Here is a 16,172-nt window from a genome sequence, read left to right as displayed (position 1 = left end):
CCCAATAATGTGTAGGGATTGTGTAGGTGGGGCACCGACCCGTACCTGAGAGTGGTCCGACGCGAAAGCGGAGCTCCACGGCCGGGCGGTGTGACGAGCGAGAGCGGGGGCGGTCAAGTCCTGTGGCCGACGAATTCGATGACATGTACGAGACGTTCAAAGCAATCCTGGACGCCTTTCCCCCGTCGGAGGCCGTGAAGCGCCTGGAGCTGATGGGTGTCCCCTCGGGGATCATCCAGCAGATCCGCGATCGTCACGAGCAGCAAACGATACAAATCAAGGAGCTCGAGGAACCCCACGCCGTGGTCCTGGGCAACCGTGACACCTGGTATACAGGCCCGCAGCCCAAGGACAAGTACTGGCCCGCGATCGAGAACCTGCTGCTCAAGGACGGGTGGGACAAGGACCCCGCCATCCGGAACCTGGACGACTCCTCGACTCGGGTCGTCTCGCTGCTGAACCACCCGAAGGAAAAGGCGTTCTCCACGCGGGGTCTCGTCGCTGGCTACGTCCAGTCCGGCAAGACGACGAACTTCACGTCGGTCATCGCCAAGGCCGCCGACCGCGGCTACAAGCTGTTCATTGTCCTTGCTGGCATTCACAACGGCCTTCGCCGGCAGACCCAGGCCCGCCTTGTTCAGCAACTCGTGGAACCCAACCCCTCGCTCTGGTCCCAACTGACCGATCTTGACAAGGACTTCACCCCCACGGCGAATCCGGCCTCGTACTTCGGGAAGAGCAACAGGACCCACGTGCTGTGCGTGGTGAAGAAGAACGCGACCGTACTGCGCAAGCTCTCCGTGTGGCTGGACAAGGCGGCCGACTACCTGACGGACTGCCCAGCGCTGATCATCGACGACGAGGCGGACCAGGCAACCGTTGCGACGAAGTCCATCAACCCGCTGATCCTCAGCATGATGAAGAGCCTGCCGCGCTCCGCGTACGTGGGATACACGGCATCGCCGTTCGCCAACCTGTTGATCGATCCGAGCGCCGAGGATCTCTATCCGCGGGACTTCGTCGTCAATCTGCCCAAGCCGGAAGGACACTTCGGTACCGAGGTTCTCTTCGGGCGCTACGCACTCGACGGCGAGGACCCCGACCAGGTCGACGACGGCCACGACATGATCCGGTCCGTGCCGGAAGACGATGTTCCGTGCGTGCGCCCCGAGACGAAGGCCGACATCGAGGGCTTCGAGCCCGTCATCACTGACACCCTCCGCAGGGCGGTCGAGTACTTCTGGCTCGCAACGGCCGCTCGCCGTGTTCGCCGTACCGGCAATCCGCACAACACGATGCTGATCCACACCAGCGTCAACACCGCCGTGCACAACAGCTTCGAACGACCGCTGCAGCACCTGCTGAAACGCGCCGCGCAAACCATGACCGATGCGGTCTTCCTCGCCCGGCTGCGCGATCTCTGGGATCAGGAGACGGCACGCGTACCTGCCAAGGACTTCGGCGAGACGAAGGTGCCGTTCGACGACTTGGTCCCTGAACTGCCGGGGGTTCTCCGTAGTTGCCGCATCATCATGGACAACTCCAGTAGCGAGGCTCGTCTCGACTACGAGAACGGTCCAGTCGTGGCGATTGCGGTGGGAGGCAACACCCTCTCGCGTGGACTCACCCTCGAAGGCCTGTCGGTGAGCTACTTCGTACGTGCCGTCTCCGCATACGACACTCTGCTTCAGATGGGGCGTTGGTTCGGCTTCCGGAAGGGCTACGCCGATCTGCCCCGCATCTGGATGACCGATGAACTGGCCGAGTGGTTCCGGCACCTTGCCACGGTCGAGACCGAGATGCGCCGAGACATCGACATCTACATAACGGAGTCCGAGACGCCCCTCACCTTCGCCGTACGTCTGCGTACCCACCCTGCTCTGCGCGTGACTGCTGCAGCCAAAATGCGCGATGCGGTCACTGCCGCTTCCTCATACGGAGGCAAGAGGGTTCAGACCCACTACTTCCACACCAACGGCAACTGGCTGCGGAACAACACGGCCGCCGCGCATGACTTGGTGACCGCGGCCCTCTTGAACGCCGTCAGGGTGGAGGATCGCTCGCCCGAAGGCCGCTACGTCTTCCGCGACGTGCCGTACGACGTCGTGACCGACTTCCTGGCCTCCTACAAGTTCCACGAGAAATCACCCGAGAACGACGCGGACCTGATCAGCGGCTACATCCGCAAGCGCGTCGCGGCCGACTCGCTGCGCCGATGGAACATTGCGATCGTCGGCAACCCGGCAGGAGAGCCGTTCGAATTCGTGCCCGGCGTATCTGTCGGACGCAACATCCGTAGCCGCGTTGCCATGACCAATCCCGCGCCGGACTTCGCCGACATCAAGACGCTCATGAGCCGTCGCGATGCGGCCGTCGACCTGGCCGGAGACACTGCGAAGCTCACCGAGAAGGGCATCATCGACGAGCGCCGTGTCCAGCTTCCGGACACCGGCCTTCTGGTGCTGTATCCGATCGACAGGACGTCCGAGCCCGGCCCCGGAAAGAAGCTGCGTGCCCCTCTGAACGCGGAGGAACACGTCGTCGGCGTCGGCCTCGTCTTTCCGGAACCGCAGCACGGGGACAGCACTGTGGAAAAGTACATCTCGGCGGATCTGTCGGGTGTGCGATTGGAGGACGAGGACTTCAGCCTCCTCGAAGGCGAGGACGCATGAGCGACGACGCCTTCCGCAAGCTAGTCGAGGAGCATTGGGCCGCACTCGAAGCAGCGCCGCCCAGCGGGGAACGTCGTCTCCGAGTTTCGCAGCTTCCGGTAGTGACCGAACAAGGTGCCCTGGTCGCAGCGGTGGATCACGACGGCTTCCGTCACATGCTCGTGCCAGTGCACTCGCATCTGAAGGTTCGTGCCGGCCTCGACGGCCCTGTACTCCACCTGCGCAAGCGCCCCCTTGAGGATGAGGAGACGTACCAGACGTACGCCGATCTCGCCTGCCTGCGTACGGACCTGAACGACCTGTTCACAGAACTGTGCGCGGACATATTGGATGCGGCGGGGAGACTGCCCACCCATCCGGTCAAGGCCCTCTATCAAGTCCTGGACCGGTGGAAGGCTTTGTTCCAACCACAGGGGGTCGTGCTGGGTCCGGAACAGCTCGCCGGACTCTTCGGGGAACTGCTTGTGCTCGAACGGCTCCTCGAGTTGGACTCCAGCGCGCATAGCCTGTGGCGTGGGCCGGAAGGCCATCGCCATGACTTCGCCGCGGGAAACCTCGCCGTGGAGGTGAAGACGAGCGCCAAAGGCACCGGTAGAAGGCCACGGATTCACGGGCTCGATCAACTCGACGCCCCGGACGGTGGAACGCTCTGCCTGGCCTGGTTCCGCCTACGCCGTACCATCGCGGGCGGTTCGGGTGTCGGCTTCATGGAATTGCTCGAACGGACTCTTCAGTCCTGTGACGACGAGAGCGCCCTCCTCGGCCTTCTCGCCCAAGCCGGTTATCGGTCCATCGATGCCGAGCGGTACCGCGACGTGCACTTCGCCGTCGATGAGGAGTACTGGTACGGGGTAACCCCCGACTTCCCCTCTTTGACCACTCGGGCCCTCTTCGTAGCAGGCTTGCCGGTTTCCGTAGTAGATGTCGAGTACACCATCGACCTGTCCGGAGAGACTCCGGCCCCCATGGCAGCCGACGCGGTGCAGCGAATGATCGACCGCATGATCCAGGAGTCCGCGTGACAGATCCCCGCTGGTTCTCCCAGCCCTACCCTCCGGAAGGCGCGAGCGCCGCCGAAGGGATTCGCAACCAGCTCGGTCGGCCCGAGCTCGATCTACTCACCATCCTGGTGCGGGAGTCGGCTCAGAACAGCTGGGATGCCCGGCTTGAGCGCTCCTCGATACCCGTGGACTATCGCATCGACATGTGGACCGTCGGACCGGCCCACTCCGGTGCGTGGCGAGAGCTCCTGCTGGCAGGGGCGCCTCAAAGCGTCGAGCAGTTTCCGCTTCGCGACACACTCAAGCGGGGCCCAGTTCGTGTTCTGTCCGTATCCGACCGCGGCACCCGCGGGCTCGGAGGCCCGACGCGAGCGGACAATGCCGTGGGCCCCGACCGCGACTTCGTCTCCTTCATCCGTAACATCGGCGAGCCACGCGACACGGCACTCGGTGGCGGCACCTACGGCTTCGGCAAGGGCATTTTCTACCTACTGTCCAGGCCTGGAACGATCATCGTTTATTCCCGCTGCCGAACCGCTGGCGGCGGACACGAGACGCGACTCATCGGCTGCACGCTCTGGAAGAGCTACGTGCACTCCGAGTCCGACGGCGATTGCCGCTACACCGGTAGGCACTGGTGGGGCGACACGTCGGGCAAAGTGGTCGAGCCCTTGGTAGGCGAAGAGGCGGATGCCGTGGCTCAGCGCCTCGGCCTCAAGTCGTTCGGGCCAGTGGAGACCGGAACGACGGTCGTCGTCGTCGACCCAAATCTGGACGACCTGGAGCCCGCGAAGGCGGCCGAGTATCTGGGCGACACCATCGCCTGGCATCTATGGCCCAAAATGATCTCCACCGAGGGCAAACCACCCGCCATGCAATTCTCCGTGTTCCACGACGGAGTGCAACACCCGGTACCCGATCCGCGCACCATGCGTCCCCTCAACATGTTCGTCGCGGCCTACGAAGCGATGGCGGGCCCGAACGGCAGCGACCTGGAGTGCCGCAAACCCAAGAAGCACCTTGGCCGACTCGGCCTCGTGAAGCGCATCATGCCTTCGCTGGAACCGACCCATGCATCCCGCATGCTCGCCATCGAAGATCTGATCCATCACGTCTGTTTGATGCGTCCTGCGGAACTCGTCGTCACTTATCACCCCGGGCCCAAACCACCGAGCACGAATCAGGGCTACGCAGGCGTGTTCAGAGCCGACGAAGCCATGGACGACGTCTACGCCAAGGCCGAGCCGCCCACCCACGACGCCTGGAACCCACATTCCCTCGACAGACCGGAGAGCACTTACGTACAGACGACGTTCCGGCGTATCGGCGAAGCCCTGGAGCAGTTGCTCTCCTTGAGCGGCACCACTCGTCCCGGCGCCAGCAATGTCGCTCTGGGAGCGGCCAGTTCGCTTTTTTCGGGACTGGTCGGGGGAGCCTGGGGCATGGGAGGAGCCACCGCCTACTCCAAACCTGGAAGTACCGCCACAACAACCTCCAGGCCGACCGACGACGGGAACGCCGGAACGCACCGGGCCGCCGACAGTCGACGTCCGTCGACACGGTTCACGGACCGGGCCGACCTCGAAAGCACACACCCTGCCGAAGGCTACGACAGCGACGATGCGCCGGCCTCGGGAATGTCGGGAGCCAGCACCCCCGACGCTTCACGTCGCCGTCCCCGAGTGCAGTACGTCGGCGACCCGTACTACGACGATCGTGGGGACACCTCCGTGCTGGTTCAAGAGTTCCGACTCCCCGTGCCTGGGCCGCAGCGCGTACGCATCGACCTCGCGATCACCCTGCCCGGCACCGGCGGACGCGAGACCGATCCCCCCATCGGCGCGAGCATGCCCATGCTGATCGGCTGGGAGGACGAAACCGGACGGCTCCACACCTCCGACCCCCAGGTGGTCGCGGGCGGCGAGGCCGTCTGGCGTGCCGTGGTGCGGCCGGCTCCAGACACCATGACCGAGATCGGCATCAAGGTCGAGGCGGTGAGAACCTCGTGACACGGCGCGTACTGCCCTACCGGGCCCCGACCGAGGACGTCGTGACAGCGGAACCCTGGCGCCTCGTGGTCGAGGATGCCGAGGTGCCCCTTCCCGAGGCCCTGCCCGACTGGGACTACCAAATGGACGTGCACGTACGCAGAACTCTCCAAGTCGACCTGGACCGGGTCCGTCGCCAGACAGGGTTGGCGGCGGATGCCGCACTCATGCTCTCCGCCGTCTGGACCGCCACCGGTTCCAATCTCAGCGGTCCCGCCCAGCGCCTACGTCTATCCAAGGGCGGCACGAGCACCCTCGAATTCGACGTCCGGTTGCGGGGTACCGACCTCGGCGGCCTGTTGCTCCTGGACACCGCGCTCGTACTCGCCGAGCGCGTAAAGGACGCACGTCCTTCCTCGCCGAGGCGAGCAGGGTCGGTACTCTGGAGCGACCGTGAGACTCTGCGCCTGCAGGGCGACGCCCCGCAGTTCCCCATGGCTGTGATCGACTTCGCGCGAACATCGTTCCCGGAGAACGCGGCCTGGCATCTGCAAATCAGTGGGGGCTTGGAGAGCGCCACCATGGGCTCCCTCCTGCTCCTCGTCAACGAGCGGAACACGGTCACCGCGACCGCATTTCAGAATGCGGGCAAGCCTCGCCCCGTGGATCGGATCGTGCTTTCGGCGGTGTACGCGGATGCCGCCCGGGTCATGGTCGAGCATGCTCTCGCACACGAAGAGTTCGTCGAGGACGCTGACTTCCCCGACGGTTCACTCGGTGCCACCTTGCTGAGCTTGTTCGACCAACTGTTCCCGGGGCAGTCGATCACCGACGTACGCCTCCGCCACCGACAGTCGCCCGCTCTGTTCTCGTCGGATTTGCAGGCCGCCGTGAAGATCTTCGAGGTGTCGTGATGAGCTTTCTTTACCCTCGGCTCCTCGCCGAACAGGCAAGACCCCTGTTCGAGAAGTACCGGATCCTCGCGCCCGCCGACTTGTCCCGACGTTTCGCCGTCACCCACGACTCCACGGTCTACGTCGCCACGGGAGGCGATCGGGTCTCCTCGGCCCGGCTCCGTGAGCTGCGGGAAGGTGTGCTGGACCTCGCGAAACGTGCTGGCTTCCCCGACGACTCCGACCGTGTGCGCAACGCCGAATTCGATCTTCGCCTCGCCGCTCTGTTGCATGCCGAGATGGGCATGGTGCCCGCCGAGGCCGCGTCCCGCGACGTCTGGGCCTTCCTGGCACTTGTCGTCCTTCCCGATGTCGCATTCTGGCGCTATCCCCAACCGCCCAAGGATCGAGTCCTGGGCACCGACCTCACCCGGCACGTCTTCGGTCGCCTCTGGTGGCGGGCGCAACTCGTACGAGCACCGGAGGAATCGGAGCCCTATCGCGCCCTCGAGATCCTCGGTGAGGCTGCGTTCGACCAGATTTACGCGCGCCGCGCCGCGCTGGGCGGAAGCCCGCACTTGGTGAGGGCGATCCTGCGAGTCTGGAAAGATCTCGATCTGAGAGGCCTGAACGAGCGCGACACCCTTCGCGACTTCCTCAAGCGGCTGCTCCGGCTTGCTCCGTTCGTGCTGTTCGACGGAATCGAGGAACACGCGCTCGACAGCGAGTTGCGTGCCGTCGCCCAGGAGTCCGTGGACGCGCAACGCCCCAGGACCGCGACGAATTCGCCCCAAGTCGTCCCAGATCCGTCGACTATCGCCGACAGCGCAAGACCGGCTCCTCCTTCCGTTTCCTTCAATGAGCAGTCCGTCCCTCGCCAAGGAAAACCGGCGGAACCCGTCGAAATCCGACGCTTCAAGTCTCTGGAGATATGCGCGGGAGCGGGAGGGCAGGCACTCGGCCTCGAACGTGCCGGATTCGACCCTGTACTGCTCATCGACAGCAAGGCGGACGCCTGTTTCTCGATCGACCTCAATCGACCGGCTTGGGATGTCGTATGCATGGACGTTGCGCAATTCAGCCCGTGCATGCGCCCCGACGTCACACATGTCGATCTCGTCAGCGGTGGCCTGCCACGTGTGAAATCGTCTGCAACAGTCGGGCGGTCGGAGGACACCGAGGAGCGCAGGGTCCTCCGCGCCGCGATCAGCCTGGCATGCGAAATCGGACCAAAGGCAGTTCTCTTCGAGAACGTCCCCGACCTGGTCGACGGCCCCGATTTTTCGACGGATCGCGCTTGGATCGACCGCGAGCTGCACAACGCAGGATTCCGTACCAGTTGGAAGATCCTGAATGCTTCGGGCTTCGGCGTCCCTCAAAACCGGAAGAGCGGATTTCTCGTGGCTATGCAAGATCCGTATTTCGAGCGTTTCTCATGGCCTCTGCCGAAGGACGAACCACCGCCCACGGTGGGAGATGTCCTCGGCCCGTCCATGTCCTCCGGCGGCTGGCCCGGCGCCGAACGCTGGGCCAAGAACGCCGACCGAATCGCCCCGGCTCTCGTCGGCGGCTCCGACCGCAGAGGTGGGGCCGACCTCGGACCGACGGGCAGCAAGAAGGCGTGGGCTGCGCTCGGAGTCAACGGCAGCAGTCTTGGGGACGAGCCTCCGGGGGCCGATTTCCCCGCGGACGAAACACCCAAACTGACTGTGGAGCAGGCGGCGGCGATCCAGGCCTTCCCCGATCACTGGAAGCTCTCCGGCGGCAAGACCTCCCGGTATCGTCAAGTGGGCCACGCCATGCCGCCCCCACTCGCGGCCGCAGTCGGCCAGGCCCTCGCAACCGCACTCCGAAGCTAAGATCGGCCTATGCTCACGCCCCGTTCCGTCACCCACGGACCCATCACCGTCGTCGACCTCTTCAGTGGCTGCGGGGGCTTCACCCAGGGCTTCCACGAGTTCCGCCCTGCGGGAAAGCACGGGGCCGGCCCGGTCTTCCACAGCCTCGCGGCCGTCGAGCACAACCGCGCCGCCGCGGCCACGTACGCGGTGAACTTCGGGGAACTTCGCAAGGACAGGCGAGTACCGGCGACTGGTGTGCATGTCGGAGACATCGAGGACTGGGAGCCGACTCCAAAGGCACTTCACGCGGATGTCGTCGTCGGGGGCCCTCCATGCCAGGGCTTTTCAGCCTTGAACCGGGCCAAGAAGGGAACCGAACGCAACCGCCTCTGGGAGGAATACGTTCGGATTGTCGCGGAGATCCGCCCAAAGGTTTTCGTGATCGAGAACGTGGACCGCTTCTTGAAGTCGGATGAATTTCGGAACCTGCTCAACGAGGTGAAAGAAGGGGGCAAGCTCTCCGAATACCGACTCATCGATCCTCCAGGCCATGAGCCCACCGATTCCGAGGAAAAGAAGAACAACCGTTACCTCCTGAACGCTGCGGACTACGGCGCGGCTCAGGCCCGCCGCAGAGCCATCGTCATCGGCGTCCGTCGCGATCTTGAAAACGGCCGCACCATGACGTATCCCGCCAAGACGCACTACCGTCGTCCCAAAGAGTCGGTTGCAACAACCCGACCTATTGATGGCGTCGAAGCGGGAATCTCATACTGGGAGGCCGTGGATGACATCTTTCGCGAATCATCGAAGCGAAAGCTTGAGGATCTTCCCAACCTCAAGGGGTCGGTACCTGAGCTGGAGGGCGAGCTTCCCGGAATTTTCAGCACGGAAAATCTCCACTTCGGCCGGAACCCGGAGACACTTTCTCTTGCCCGCTACCACCGCATCCCTCCGGGCGGAAATCGTAAACATTTGAGTGGCTGGTGGTTCACTCGAGACGAGTTCGGCGAATTCAAATACTTCACCACGTCGGCCCCTCCTGGCGTGAGGACACCTGTCGAGTACCTATCGACCACCAGTTGGGACAATCATAAATCCGGAACAGGGGACGTCATGGGCCGGATGCGCCTCGGCGATCCATCGGTGACCATCCGTACCGAATTCTTCAAGCCGGAGAAGGGGCGCTATCTGCACCCTTCGGAAGATCGACCCATCACACACTTCGAGGCCGCCCGCATACAGGGATTCCCCGTGGAGTTCCGCTGGTGTGGCACGAAGACAGAGATCGCCACGCAGATTGGGAACGCCGTACCAATTCCCTTGGGCAAGGCCATCGCGATGGCGATCCACGCCTACCTACGTGGATGAGTAATCGCTTCCGGTACCAACCCGTCGCGCCAGCCAGAAGATCCTGACCCGGGCTTCTTCGCGAACATACTGGCCCACTGACTCCACGGGCAGAGGAACATCGGCGGCAGACCGCGTCCGCCGATGCCTCGATGGAGCTGGGAACGTCGGGCTGCTTCGAGTACACGATCAGAGCCTCGAAGCAGCCGTTCCCTCCACCGCACGACTCTCCACGACTCCTCATCACGGAGCCCGGCAAGGTCGACCTGGAGCTTCCGAGATCTGTGCCTCGAAGCGGATCTGCGCTCTGTCCAGGACCTCCTCCTCGTCGCAGTCACGTGCGCGCAGCCAGTGGAGGACATCCACGATGACGTCGCTCGCCGCCTCTGCCGCGAGCGTCCTGCTCAGTCTGTTCGGGGTTCCCTCACAAACCGATCCTGTGGCTTCGCGGAGACTCAGAAGGGCTTCGGCCCGCGCGACCGCGGCTCCGTCCACGTGGCCGTTCGACGTGTTCGATCCCGTCGCCAATTCGCACCATGTCACTTTTCGGTCCGCGCGCAGCGAGACACCCCAACCGTCGGCGATCGCATCGACGATGGCCATACCTCGCCCGGCCTCGCAGTCGGAACCCGCCTCGACGAGGGTGGGCTGAGCCTGCGTGTCCGGATCGTGCAACTCGATACGGAGACGAGTGCCGTTCATCGAGACACCGAGCATGGCCGGGGTGCCCGCCCCCACGTGCTTGATGATGTTGGACACCAACTCGCTGACGCACAACTGGGCCGCGTCGGCGACCTCATGAAGGCCCCAGAGCCCCAGGTGCAACCGCATGGCACGGCGCAGGGCGGCCACTTCCTCGGGTTCCGCGGTGAAGTCCAGTTCCCAAGGCTTCCGCGACATGCACGCTTCTCGGATCACGAAGACCTCTCTCGTCGCACGCCATCTCCGCACAATCAACGGAGCGTCACGCACTCTCACGGAGAGTTGCGCCGTGCATCAGAGTGGCGTGCGCGCATCCCGCCGTGCAATGTGCACGGCGGGATTCCCACTTTCGAGCGATTGGCAAGCACACCCCTTGGAGAAAGACTGAACGCCCGTTACCAGTAGAGGGGTTGGAATGGCCGGTTCACCGACCGCACGACGTCGACGTCTCTCGATCGAACTGAAGAAGCTCCGTGAGCAGAGCGAGCTGACCTGTGCGCAGGTCGGCGAGGCGCTGGACTGGAGTGGCTCCAAGGTCAATCGGATGGAGACGGGCAGCGGCAGGGTCCAGCCGTCCGACGTCGATGTCCTGTGCCGGTTCTACTCCACCGGTGACGAGTTGCGTGAGTTCCTGAAGTCACTGGCCCGTCAGGCCAGAACTCGCGGTTGGTGGCAGGCGCACGGCTCCGGAGTCCCCGACTGGTTCTCGATCTACATCGGCCTGGAGCAGGACGCGTCCACGTTCCGCCAGTACCAATGCGAGTTGCTGCCCGGTCTCATGCAGACCACGGCGTACGCCTCCGAACTGCACAGGACCGGAGCACACATGACGCCCGCCGACATCGACCGTGCGGTGCGCGTCAGGCTGGAGCGACAGTCCATGCTCGCTCGGCCCGACGGTCCGGACGCCTGGTTCATCGTGAACGAAGGCACTCTCCGCAATGTCATCGGCGATCGGGCCCTGATGCGTGAGCAACTCGAGCGCGTCCTGGAGTCGGTGGAGTTGCCGTCCGTGACATTGCAGGTCCTTCCCTTCGACTCAGGCACCTACCCGGCCACCGGGTCGTTCACCATGCTCGGGTTTCCCGACCTGGAGGATCCGGACATCGTGTATCGGGACGGCATCACCGACGCCATCTACCTGGAGGGCGAGCATCATGTTCGGGAGTACACCCGGGCGTTCGACGGTTTGAGAGCTGCCGCCCTGAGCCCTCAGCGCTCCAAAGAGTTGATCGAATCGGTCCTGAAGGATTACGCACGATGAGCATTGCAGAATCCACCGTCCCCACCGGCTCGGCATGGTTCAAGTCCTCGTACAGCAACGGCGCCGGCGGCGAGTGTGTCGAATGCGCCCACATCGGCCAGGACACGTTGATACGCGATTCCAAGGCCGACCCCGACCCCGGCTCCGTCGTCACCGTCGGCCGTCGCAGTTGGCATGCCTTCCTCCGTGCCCTTGTCCAGGAGACCTTGAAGCGTTGACCATCGGTGGACCTGGTCGAGGCAGCTGTCGAAGCGCGGTTCCGGCGTGCCCGGTTCAGGACTCGTCCGGCCGCAGATCGTCGGTCAGCGGGTATCCCATGACCCTCGCGGCCGCGACCACTTCGGAGACGGAAGCCCCGGGGTTGAGTGCGATGATCTGGGGCAGCCCGAGCGGACGCAGGTCGTAGATGTGGCGGAGCGCCTCGATGTCCGTCGGCACCTCGTAGTAGTCCTCGGCGAACGCCCGGAACGCCTCGGGGGTCGGGGTGAGCAGGAGCTCGAAGAGCCGGGCCGAGCCGTCGGGGTCCGGGTGGTCGGTGGGGAAGGTGATCCGGCCCGTCCTCCAGGACGGGGCGTCCGGTTCGCGCCACAGGCACGCCGTCACCACCGGGCATCCGTCCTCGTCCGTGAAGGCGGGCTCGTCGACGTAGCGCCGGAAGGCCTCGGGCACCGAGTCCAGCACTCCGGGCCAGGGCCGCGGCACATCCTCGTGGTGGTAGGGGCTCAGCGGGGACTCGTGGTCGAAGCCGCGGATGTACGCGCCGTCGGGGGCGAAGACCATGTCGTACTCGTCGCCGGATCCGTTCCTCATCGAGGCCGCTTCCTCGGTTTCCGACCACTGGGCGCTGTACGAGTAGACGCGCTCGCCGTCGGGATTCAGTATCGCCTCGGCCATGGCCATCGATCGGCAGAGATCCTTCAGGGTGTCGATGTCGGGCAGGGCGGCGGCAATGTCTTGGGCTGTCATGCGGGCCATCCAATCGGGTGCCACCGACAGCGGGTCCGGGGCGGGTCCGGGGCGGGCCCGAGCAGTGACCGGGACTCGCTCGGCCCGCGGCCACCCGCGGCCCGCCGGGATCCGGCATCGGGTTAGCCTCGGGTGTCGAACAAGGAGGCAGTAATGGCGAAGGTACCGGCCTCGATGGTGGCCGCCGCGGGGCTTGTCGGTGGGTACGGCGTCGCCCGGTGGACGAGGAAGCGGCAGCTCGGCGGGGTCGTGCTCGCCGCCGCCGGGGTCACCGCCGCGCGCCAGTGGAAGCAGGAGGCCGGCGGGGTGGCCGCCGGAGTGCTGACCGCCGGGTACGTCGCCGCGTTCGCCGGGTCGCACCCGCTGGCCAAGAAGGTGGGCGCCTGGCCCGCCGTCTTCGGTGTCGCCGGTGCCATGGCCCTCGCATCCTGGGCCGTGGCCGACCGGCGCGCCTGAGCCGAGCGCCGGCCCCGGCTCAGACTCCGGCTCAGAGCCCGACCCGGTCCACGGACCGGGGCGTCTCATACCCAGGACCACCCCCACGCACCGGGTCACGCCCAAGGCCGGGGTCACGCCCAGTGCCGCCTCCCTGCCCAGGCTCACACCCGCGCCCATGATTCAGGAGGCCGGCTCCTCCACCCCCCGGAACGCCCGCCGATACGCGTACGGGCTCGTCCCCACCACCCGTTTGAAGCGGTCCCGGAAAGCCGTCGGGGAGCCGAAGCCCGCCTGGGACGCGATGCGTTCGACCGGGTACGTGGTCGTCTCCAGGAGGTACTGGGCACGGCGTACCCGGGCCCGGTGCAGCCACTGGAGCGGTGTCGTGCCCGTCTGTTCGCGGAAGCGGCGGTTGAGGGTGCGGGTGCTCATGCCGGCGTGGACCGCGATGTCCTCCAGGGTCAGCTCCCGGTCCGCGTTCTCCTCCAGCCAGTCGAGCAGCGGCTCCATGGTCGTGCCCGCCGGTACCGGCGGCTGGGTGTGGACGATGAACTGGGCCTGGCCGCCCTCCCGTTCCAGCGGCATGACGGACAGCCGGGCGGCATGGGCGGCGACCGCCGAACCGTGGTCCTTGCGGATCATGTGCAGGCACATGTCCAGTGCCGCCGCCGCGCCCGCCGAGGTCAGGAACTGGCCGTTGTCGACGTAGAGCACGTTCGGGTCCACGGTCACCGCCGGGTGCCTGGCCGCCAGTTCCCCGGCCGCGACCCAGTGCGTGGTCGCGCGCAGTCCGTCCAGCAGGCCGGTGGCGGCGAGGACGAAGGCGCCGACGCAGATCGAGGCGATCCTGGTGCCGTTCGCGGCCGCCGCGCGCAGCGCCTCCGCGACGCCCGGCGGGAGTGTGACGGACGGGTCGGCCACGCCCGGCAGGATGATCGTGTCCGCGTCGGCCAGCGCCTCCAGACCGTAGGGGGCGCGCAGCGTGAACGCGCCCGCGCTCACCTCCGCGTCCGCCGTGACCGAGCACACCCGGGTCCGGTAGGCCGGGCGGCCGTCGGGCAGCCGGGCCCAGCCGAAGGTGTCGATCGGGGCTGCGAGATCGAACGGGATGACCTGGTCGAGGGCCAGTACGGCCACGGTGTGCATGGCCAGAGCGTAGGCATACAGCGGGTTCTCGTCACGCCGGGTTCTCGTCACGCCGAGGTCTCATCATGCCGGGTTCTCGTCATGCCGTACGCCGGGGTGCGTATGCCCGTGGCCGTGCGGCCGCCGCAGCCCACCCCCGGGTGGGTAGGCCGACAGGCCCTGGCCGGAATCCGTTGCCTCCTGGCAAAAGTGCCACTTCTCCATGATCCGCCCGCCCTCTACCGTCACCCCGTGACCAAGTTCCTCCTCGCCGTCCATGTCATCGCCGCGATCGTCGCGATCGGGCCCGTCACCGTCGCCGCGAGCATGTTCCCGCCGGCCGCGCGCAAGGTTCTCGAGGCGCCGGACGACGCGAGCGCCCTCGCCACCGCCCGGCTGCTGCACCGCATCTGCCAGGTGTACGCCGTGGCGGGCGTCGTCGTGCCCGTGTTCGGGTTCGCCACGGCGAGCGACATGGGTGTACTCGGCGACACCTGGCTGATCGTCTCGATCGCGTTGACGGCGGCCGCGGCCGTGGTCCTCGCCGCACTGGTACTGCCCCGGCAGAGCGCGATCCTGGAGGGCGCCGGGAAGGCGGGGGTTCCACAAGGCGGCCAGGAGGCGGCCCTCCCCGAAGGCGTACTCCGGGAGGGGACGCTCCGCGAGGCGGCCGTGGACCGCGCGGCGACCGTCCGGCTCGCCATGTTCACCGGGATCTTCAACCTGCTGTGGGCCACCGTCACCGTCCTGATGATCATCCGGCCGGGGTCCACGACGGGCGCCTAGGACCGGACGCCGAGGACCTGTCCGGTCGGCTCCCCCGACCGGAAACACGCCCGCCCGTTCCGGTCGGTGTCCCGGGTCCCTAGGATCCCCGCCATGGACGCGAACCAGCAGCAATCCGCACCGAGCACACCAAGCGCCTATCTGACCTTCCTGGAACGGCAGCTGACCGCCGACGGATGCGCCACGCGGTGGGAGGACTGGGCCGGGGTGCCCGTGCTCGTGGGGCGGCGGGCCGAGTTCCGGTTGCGCTGGATGGGGACGAAGCTGCATCTGTTCACGGTGGCCGCGGCCGTCCCGGAGATAACCGTGCAGGCCATCTCCGGCTTCACCGACCAGGTGATGAAGTACGCCAAGGACACCAAGGGCGGTCTGCCCGTCGGCTTCCAGAACGGCATCGGCGCCTTCCCGCTGCTCGTCAGCGACCGGGTCGACCCGGCGGCCGTGCAGTGGGCCGAGGCGCAGCAGCGGGTCAAGTTCGCCTGCATGACACGGCCCGTCGTGGTCGACAGTTCGCGTCAGTACGTGGGGATGTACCGCGGCAAGCCGGTCCTCGGGCGCGTCTACGCCTCGTACTTCAACGAGAAGAGTTCGCGGTACTTCCACGGGCATTAGGCGGGCCAGGGCGGGCGGCGGGCGGACCCGGGGCCGCGGGCCGGCCCGCGTCTCCCGCCGTCAGCCGGCCAGGACCAGTTCCTCCTCCAGGGCGTCCGCCAGGTCCGTCCTGAACTGCCGTGCCACCGCGCTCGCGACCAGGACGGCGGCGGCCCCGAGCAGCGTGACGGCCGCCCAGGTCAGCGGCCACACCTGGGCGAAGCCGTCCGGGGGACCGGGATGGGTCCGCAGCGACATGTGGAGCAGGATCGCCGGGGGTGCCGCGACCAGGAGCAGCGGCCAGGCCAGCGCGTCCCGGAGTCCGAAGTGGACGGCCAGGAGCAGCAGGACCGCGGCGAGGGCGAGTACGCCGGTACCCGTCACCGGGGTGGTCTCGGCGGCGGAGCCCGGCGTCTCGGGGCGGTTGCGCAGGTCCCAGGGGAGGCAGAGAAGGTACGCCGCGCAGGAGAGGGCGGCGCCGAGGACACGCGTCAGCCAGCGTTCCGGCCAGGGGCGCGTTCGCAAGGGGCGGAGCAGTTTCTCGGTCATGCGTAC

Annotated in this window: 15 protein-coding genes; 11 read left to right on the top strand and 4 right to left on the bottom strand. The window is 66.3% G+C overall.

Translation table 11 applies throughout. From position 1 onward, the window contains the following. Positions 1-122 precede the first annotated feature (122 nt). The 6 genes from ACFYW9_RS18270 (at position 123) to ACFYW9_RS18245 (ending at position 9,766) form a co-directional block, all read left to right on the top strand. The gene (locus ACFYW9_RS18270; RefSeq protein WP_389150966.1) at positions 123-2,672 is read left to right on the top strand and encodes a Z1 domain-containing protein; all 2,550 of its coding nucleotides are present in this window, start codon (positions 123-125) and stop codon (positions 2,670-2,672) included. Continuing rightward, positions 2,669-3,694: a PD-(D/E)XK motif protein gene (locus ACFYW9_RS18265; protein ID WP_389150963.1), complete on the top strand. Its 1,026-nt coding sequence runs from the start codon at positions 2,669-2,671 to the stop codon at positions 3,692-3,694. Before ACFYW9_RS18270 ends, ACFYW9_RS18265 begins: the two co-directional genes overlap by 4 nt. Beyond that, positions 3,691-5,682, top strand: coding sequence for a hypothetical protein (locus ACFYW9_RS18260; protein WP_389150960.1), 1,992 nt, complete (start codon positions 3,691-3,693; stop codon positions 5,680-5,682). Before ACFYW9_RS18265 ends, ACFYW9_RS18260 begins: the two co-directional genes overlap by 4 nt. Positions 5,683-5,747: 65 nt before the next feature. Continuing rightward, a complete protein-coding gene (locus ACFYW9_RS18255; protein ID WP_389150957.1) occupies positions 5,748-6,575 on the top strand; it encodes a hypothetical protein in 828 nt (275 codons plus the stop codon). After that, the gene (locus ACFYW9_RS18250; RefSeq protein WP_389150954.1) at positions 6,575-8,413 is read left to right on the top strand and encodes a DUF6339 family protein; all 1,839 of its coding nucleotides are present in this window, start codon (positions 6,575-6,577) and stop codon (positions 8,411-8,413) included. Before ACFYW9_RS18255 ends, ACFYW9_RS18250 begins: the two co-directional genes overlap by 1 nt. Positions 8,414-8,422: 9 nt before the next feature. Next, positions 8,423-9,766, top strand: coding sequence for a DNA cytosine methyltransferase (locus tag ACFYW9_RS18245; RefSeq protein ID WP_389150951.1), 1,344 nt, complete (start codon positions 8,423-8,425; stop codon positions 9,764-9,766). Positions 9,767-9,988: 222 nt separating this feature from the next. Here the strand turns inward: ACFYW9_RS18245 and ACFYW9_RS18240 are convergent, their stop codons facing one another. Continuing rightward, positions 9,989-10,645: an ATP-binding protein gene (locus tag ACFYW9_RS18240; protein WP_389150948.1), complete on the bottom strand. Its 657-nt coding sequence runs from the start codon at positions 10,643-10,645 to the stop codon at positions 9,989-9,991. A 217-nt stretch (positions 10,646-10,862) separates the two neighbouring features. On the opposite strand from ACFYW9_RS18240, the gene ACFYW9_RS18235 reads away from it, so the two are divergent. Together ACFYW9_RS18235 and ACFYW9_RS18230 are read left to right on the top strand one after the other, a co-directional pair. Further along, entirely contained in the window at positions 10,863-11,711 is an 849-nt protein-coding gene (locus ACFYW9_RS18235) for a helix-turn-helix domain-containing protein (protein WP_389150945.1), read from the top strand. Beyond that, positions 11,708-11,929: a DUF397 domain-containing protein gene (locus ACFYW9_RS18230; RefSeq protein WP_389150942.1), complete on the top strand. Its 222-nt coding sequence runs from the start codon at positions 11,708-11,710 to the stop codon at positions 11,927-11,929. Before ACFYW9_RS18235 ends, ACFYW9_RS18230 begins: the two co-directional genes overlap by 4 nt. A gap of 55 nt (positions 11,930-11,984) precedes the next feature. Here the strand turns inward: ACFYW9_RS18230 and ACFYW9_RS18225 are convergent, their stop codons facing one another. Beyond that, positions 11,985-12,677 (bottom strand): hypothetical protein, encoded by a 693-nt coding sequence (locus ACFYW9_RS18225; RefSeq protein ID WP_389150939.1) that lies wholly within the window; start codon positions 12,675-12,677, stop codon positions 11,985-11,987. 153 nt (positions 12,678-12,830) lie between these two features. Here ACFYW9_RS18225 and ACFYW9_RS18220 point away from each other — a divergent pair, with 153 nt between their 5' ends. Next, the gene (locus ACFYW9_RS18220) at positions 12,831-13,133 is read left to right on the top strand and encodes a hypothetical protein (RefSeq protein ID WP_326787525.1); all 303 of its coding nucleotides are present in this window, start codon (positions 12,831-12,833) and stop codon (positions 13,131-13,133) included. A gap of 162 nt (positions 13,134-13,295) precedes the next feature. Here the strand turns inward: ACFYW9_RS18220 and ACFYW9_RS18215 are convergent, their stop codons facing one another. Next, positions 13,296-14,261 carry a GlxA family transcriptional regulator gene (locus tag ACFYW9_RS18215; protein WP_389151133.1) on the bottom strand — a complete coding sequence of 322 codons (966 nt, stop codon included), beginning with the start codon at positions 14,259-14,261 and terminating at the stop codon, positions 13,296-13,298. Positions 14,262-14,492: 231 nt separating this feature from the next. On the opposite strand from ACFYW9_RS18215, the gene ACFYW9_RS18210 reads away from it, so the two are divergent. Further along, positions 14,493-15,026 carry a hypothetical protein gene (locus ACFYW9_RS18210; protein WP_389150935.1) on the top strand — a complete coding sequence of 178 codons (534 nt, stop codon included), beginning with the start codon at positions 14,493-14,495 and terminating at the stop codon, positions 15,024-15,026. Positions 15,027-15,119: 93 nt separating this feature from the next. Beyond that, positions 15,120-15,638: a levansucrase gene (locus ACFYW9_RS18205; RefSeq protein ID WP_389150932.1), complete on the top strand. Its 519-nt coding sequence runs from the start codon at positions 15,120-15,122 to the stop codon at positions 15,636-15,638. Positions 15,639-15,698: 60 nt separating this feature from the next. On the opposite strand, the gene ACFYW9_RS18200 is transcribed toward ACFYW9_RS18205, so the two are convergent. Continuing rightward, positions 15,699-16,166, bottom strand: coding sequence for a hypothetical protein (locus ACFYW9_RS18200; RefSeq protein ID WP_389150929.1), 468 nt, complete (start codon positions 16,164-16,166; stop codon positions 15,699-15,701). Between the last annotated feature and the right edge of the window lie 6 nt (positions 16,167-16,172).

It is taken from the genome of Streptomyces sp. NPDC002698, assembly GCF_042888945.1.
Taxonomy (GTDB): Bacteria; Actinomycetota; Actinomycetes; order Streptomycetales; family Streptomycetaceae; genus Streptomyces.
The sequence above is the reverse complement of the archived record's forward strand: the minus strand, read 5'-3'. Positions and strand labels throughout refer to the sequence as shown.

What these genes read in the sequence shown, in the direction of transcription:
- ACFYW9_RS18245 (WP_389150951.1), top strand. Translation starts at nt 8,423, where the DNA reads ATGCTCACGCCCCGTTCCGTCACCCACGGACCCATCACCGTCGTCGAC.
- ACFYW9_RS18225 (WP_389150939.1), bottom strand. Translation starts at nt 12,677, where the DNA reads ATGACAGCCCAAGACATTGCCGCCGCCCTGCCCGACATCGACACCCTG.
- ACFYW9_RS18250 (WP_389150954.1), top strand. Translation starts at nt 6,575, where the DNA reads ATGAGCTTTCTTTACCCTCGGCTCCTCGCCGAACAGGCAAGACCCCTG.
- ACFYW9_RS18235 (WP_389150945.1), top strand. Translation starts at nt 10,863, where the DNA reads ATGGCCGGTTCACCGACCGCACGACGTCGACGTCTCTCGATCGAACTG.
- ACFYW9_RS18215 (WP_389151133.1), bottom strand. Translation starts at nt 14,261, where the DNA reads ATGCACACCGTGGCCGTACTGGCCCTCGACCAGGTCATCCCGTTCGAT.
- ACFYW9_RS18230 (WP_389150942.1), top strand. Translation starts at nt 11,708, where the DNA reads ATGAGCATTGCAGAATCCACCGTCCCCACCGGCTCGGCATGGTTCAAG.
- ACFYW9_RS18200 (WP_389150929.1), bottom strand. Translation starts at nt 16,166, where the DNA reads ATGACCGAGAAACTGCTCCGCCCCTTGCGAACGCGCCCCTGGCCGGAA.
- ACFYW9_RS18220 (WP_326787525.1), top strand. Translation starts at nt 12,831, where the DNA reads ATGGCGAAGGTACCGGCCTCGATGGTGGCCGCCGCGGGGCTTGTCGGT.
- ACFYW9_RS18205 (WP_389150932.1), top strand. Translation starts at nt 15,120, where the DNA reads ATGGACGCGAACCAGCAGCAATCCGCACCGAGCACACCAAGCGCCTAT.
- ACFYW9_RS18240 (WP_389150948.1), bottom strand. Translation starts at nt 10,645, where the DNA reads ATGTCGCGGAAGCCTTGGGAACTGGACTTCACCGCGGAACCCGAGGAA.
- ACFYW9_RS18265 (WP_389150963.1), top strand. Translation starts at nt 2,669, where the DNA reads ATGAGCGACGACGCCTTCCGCAAGCTAGTCGAGGAGCATTGGGCCGCA.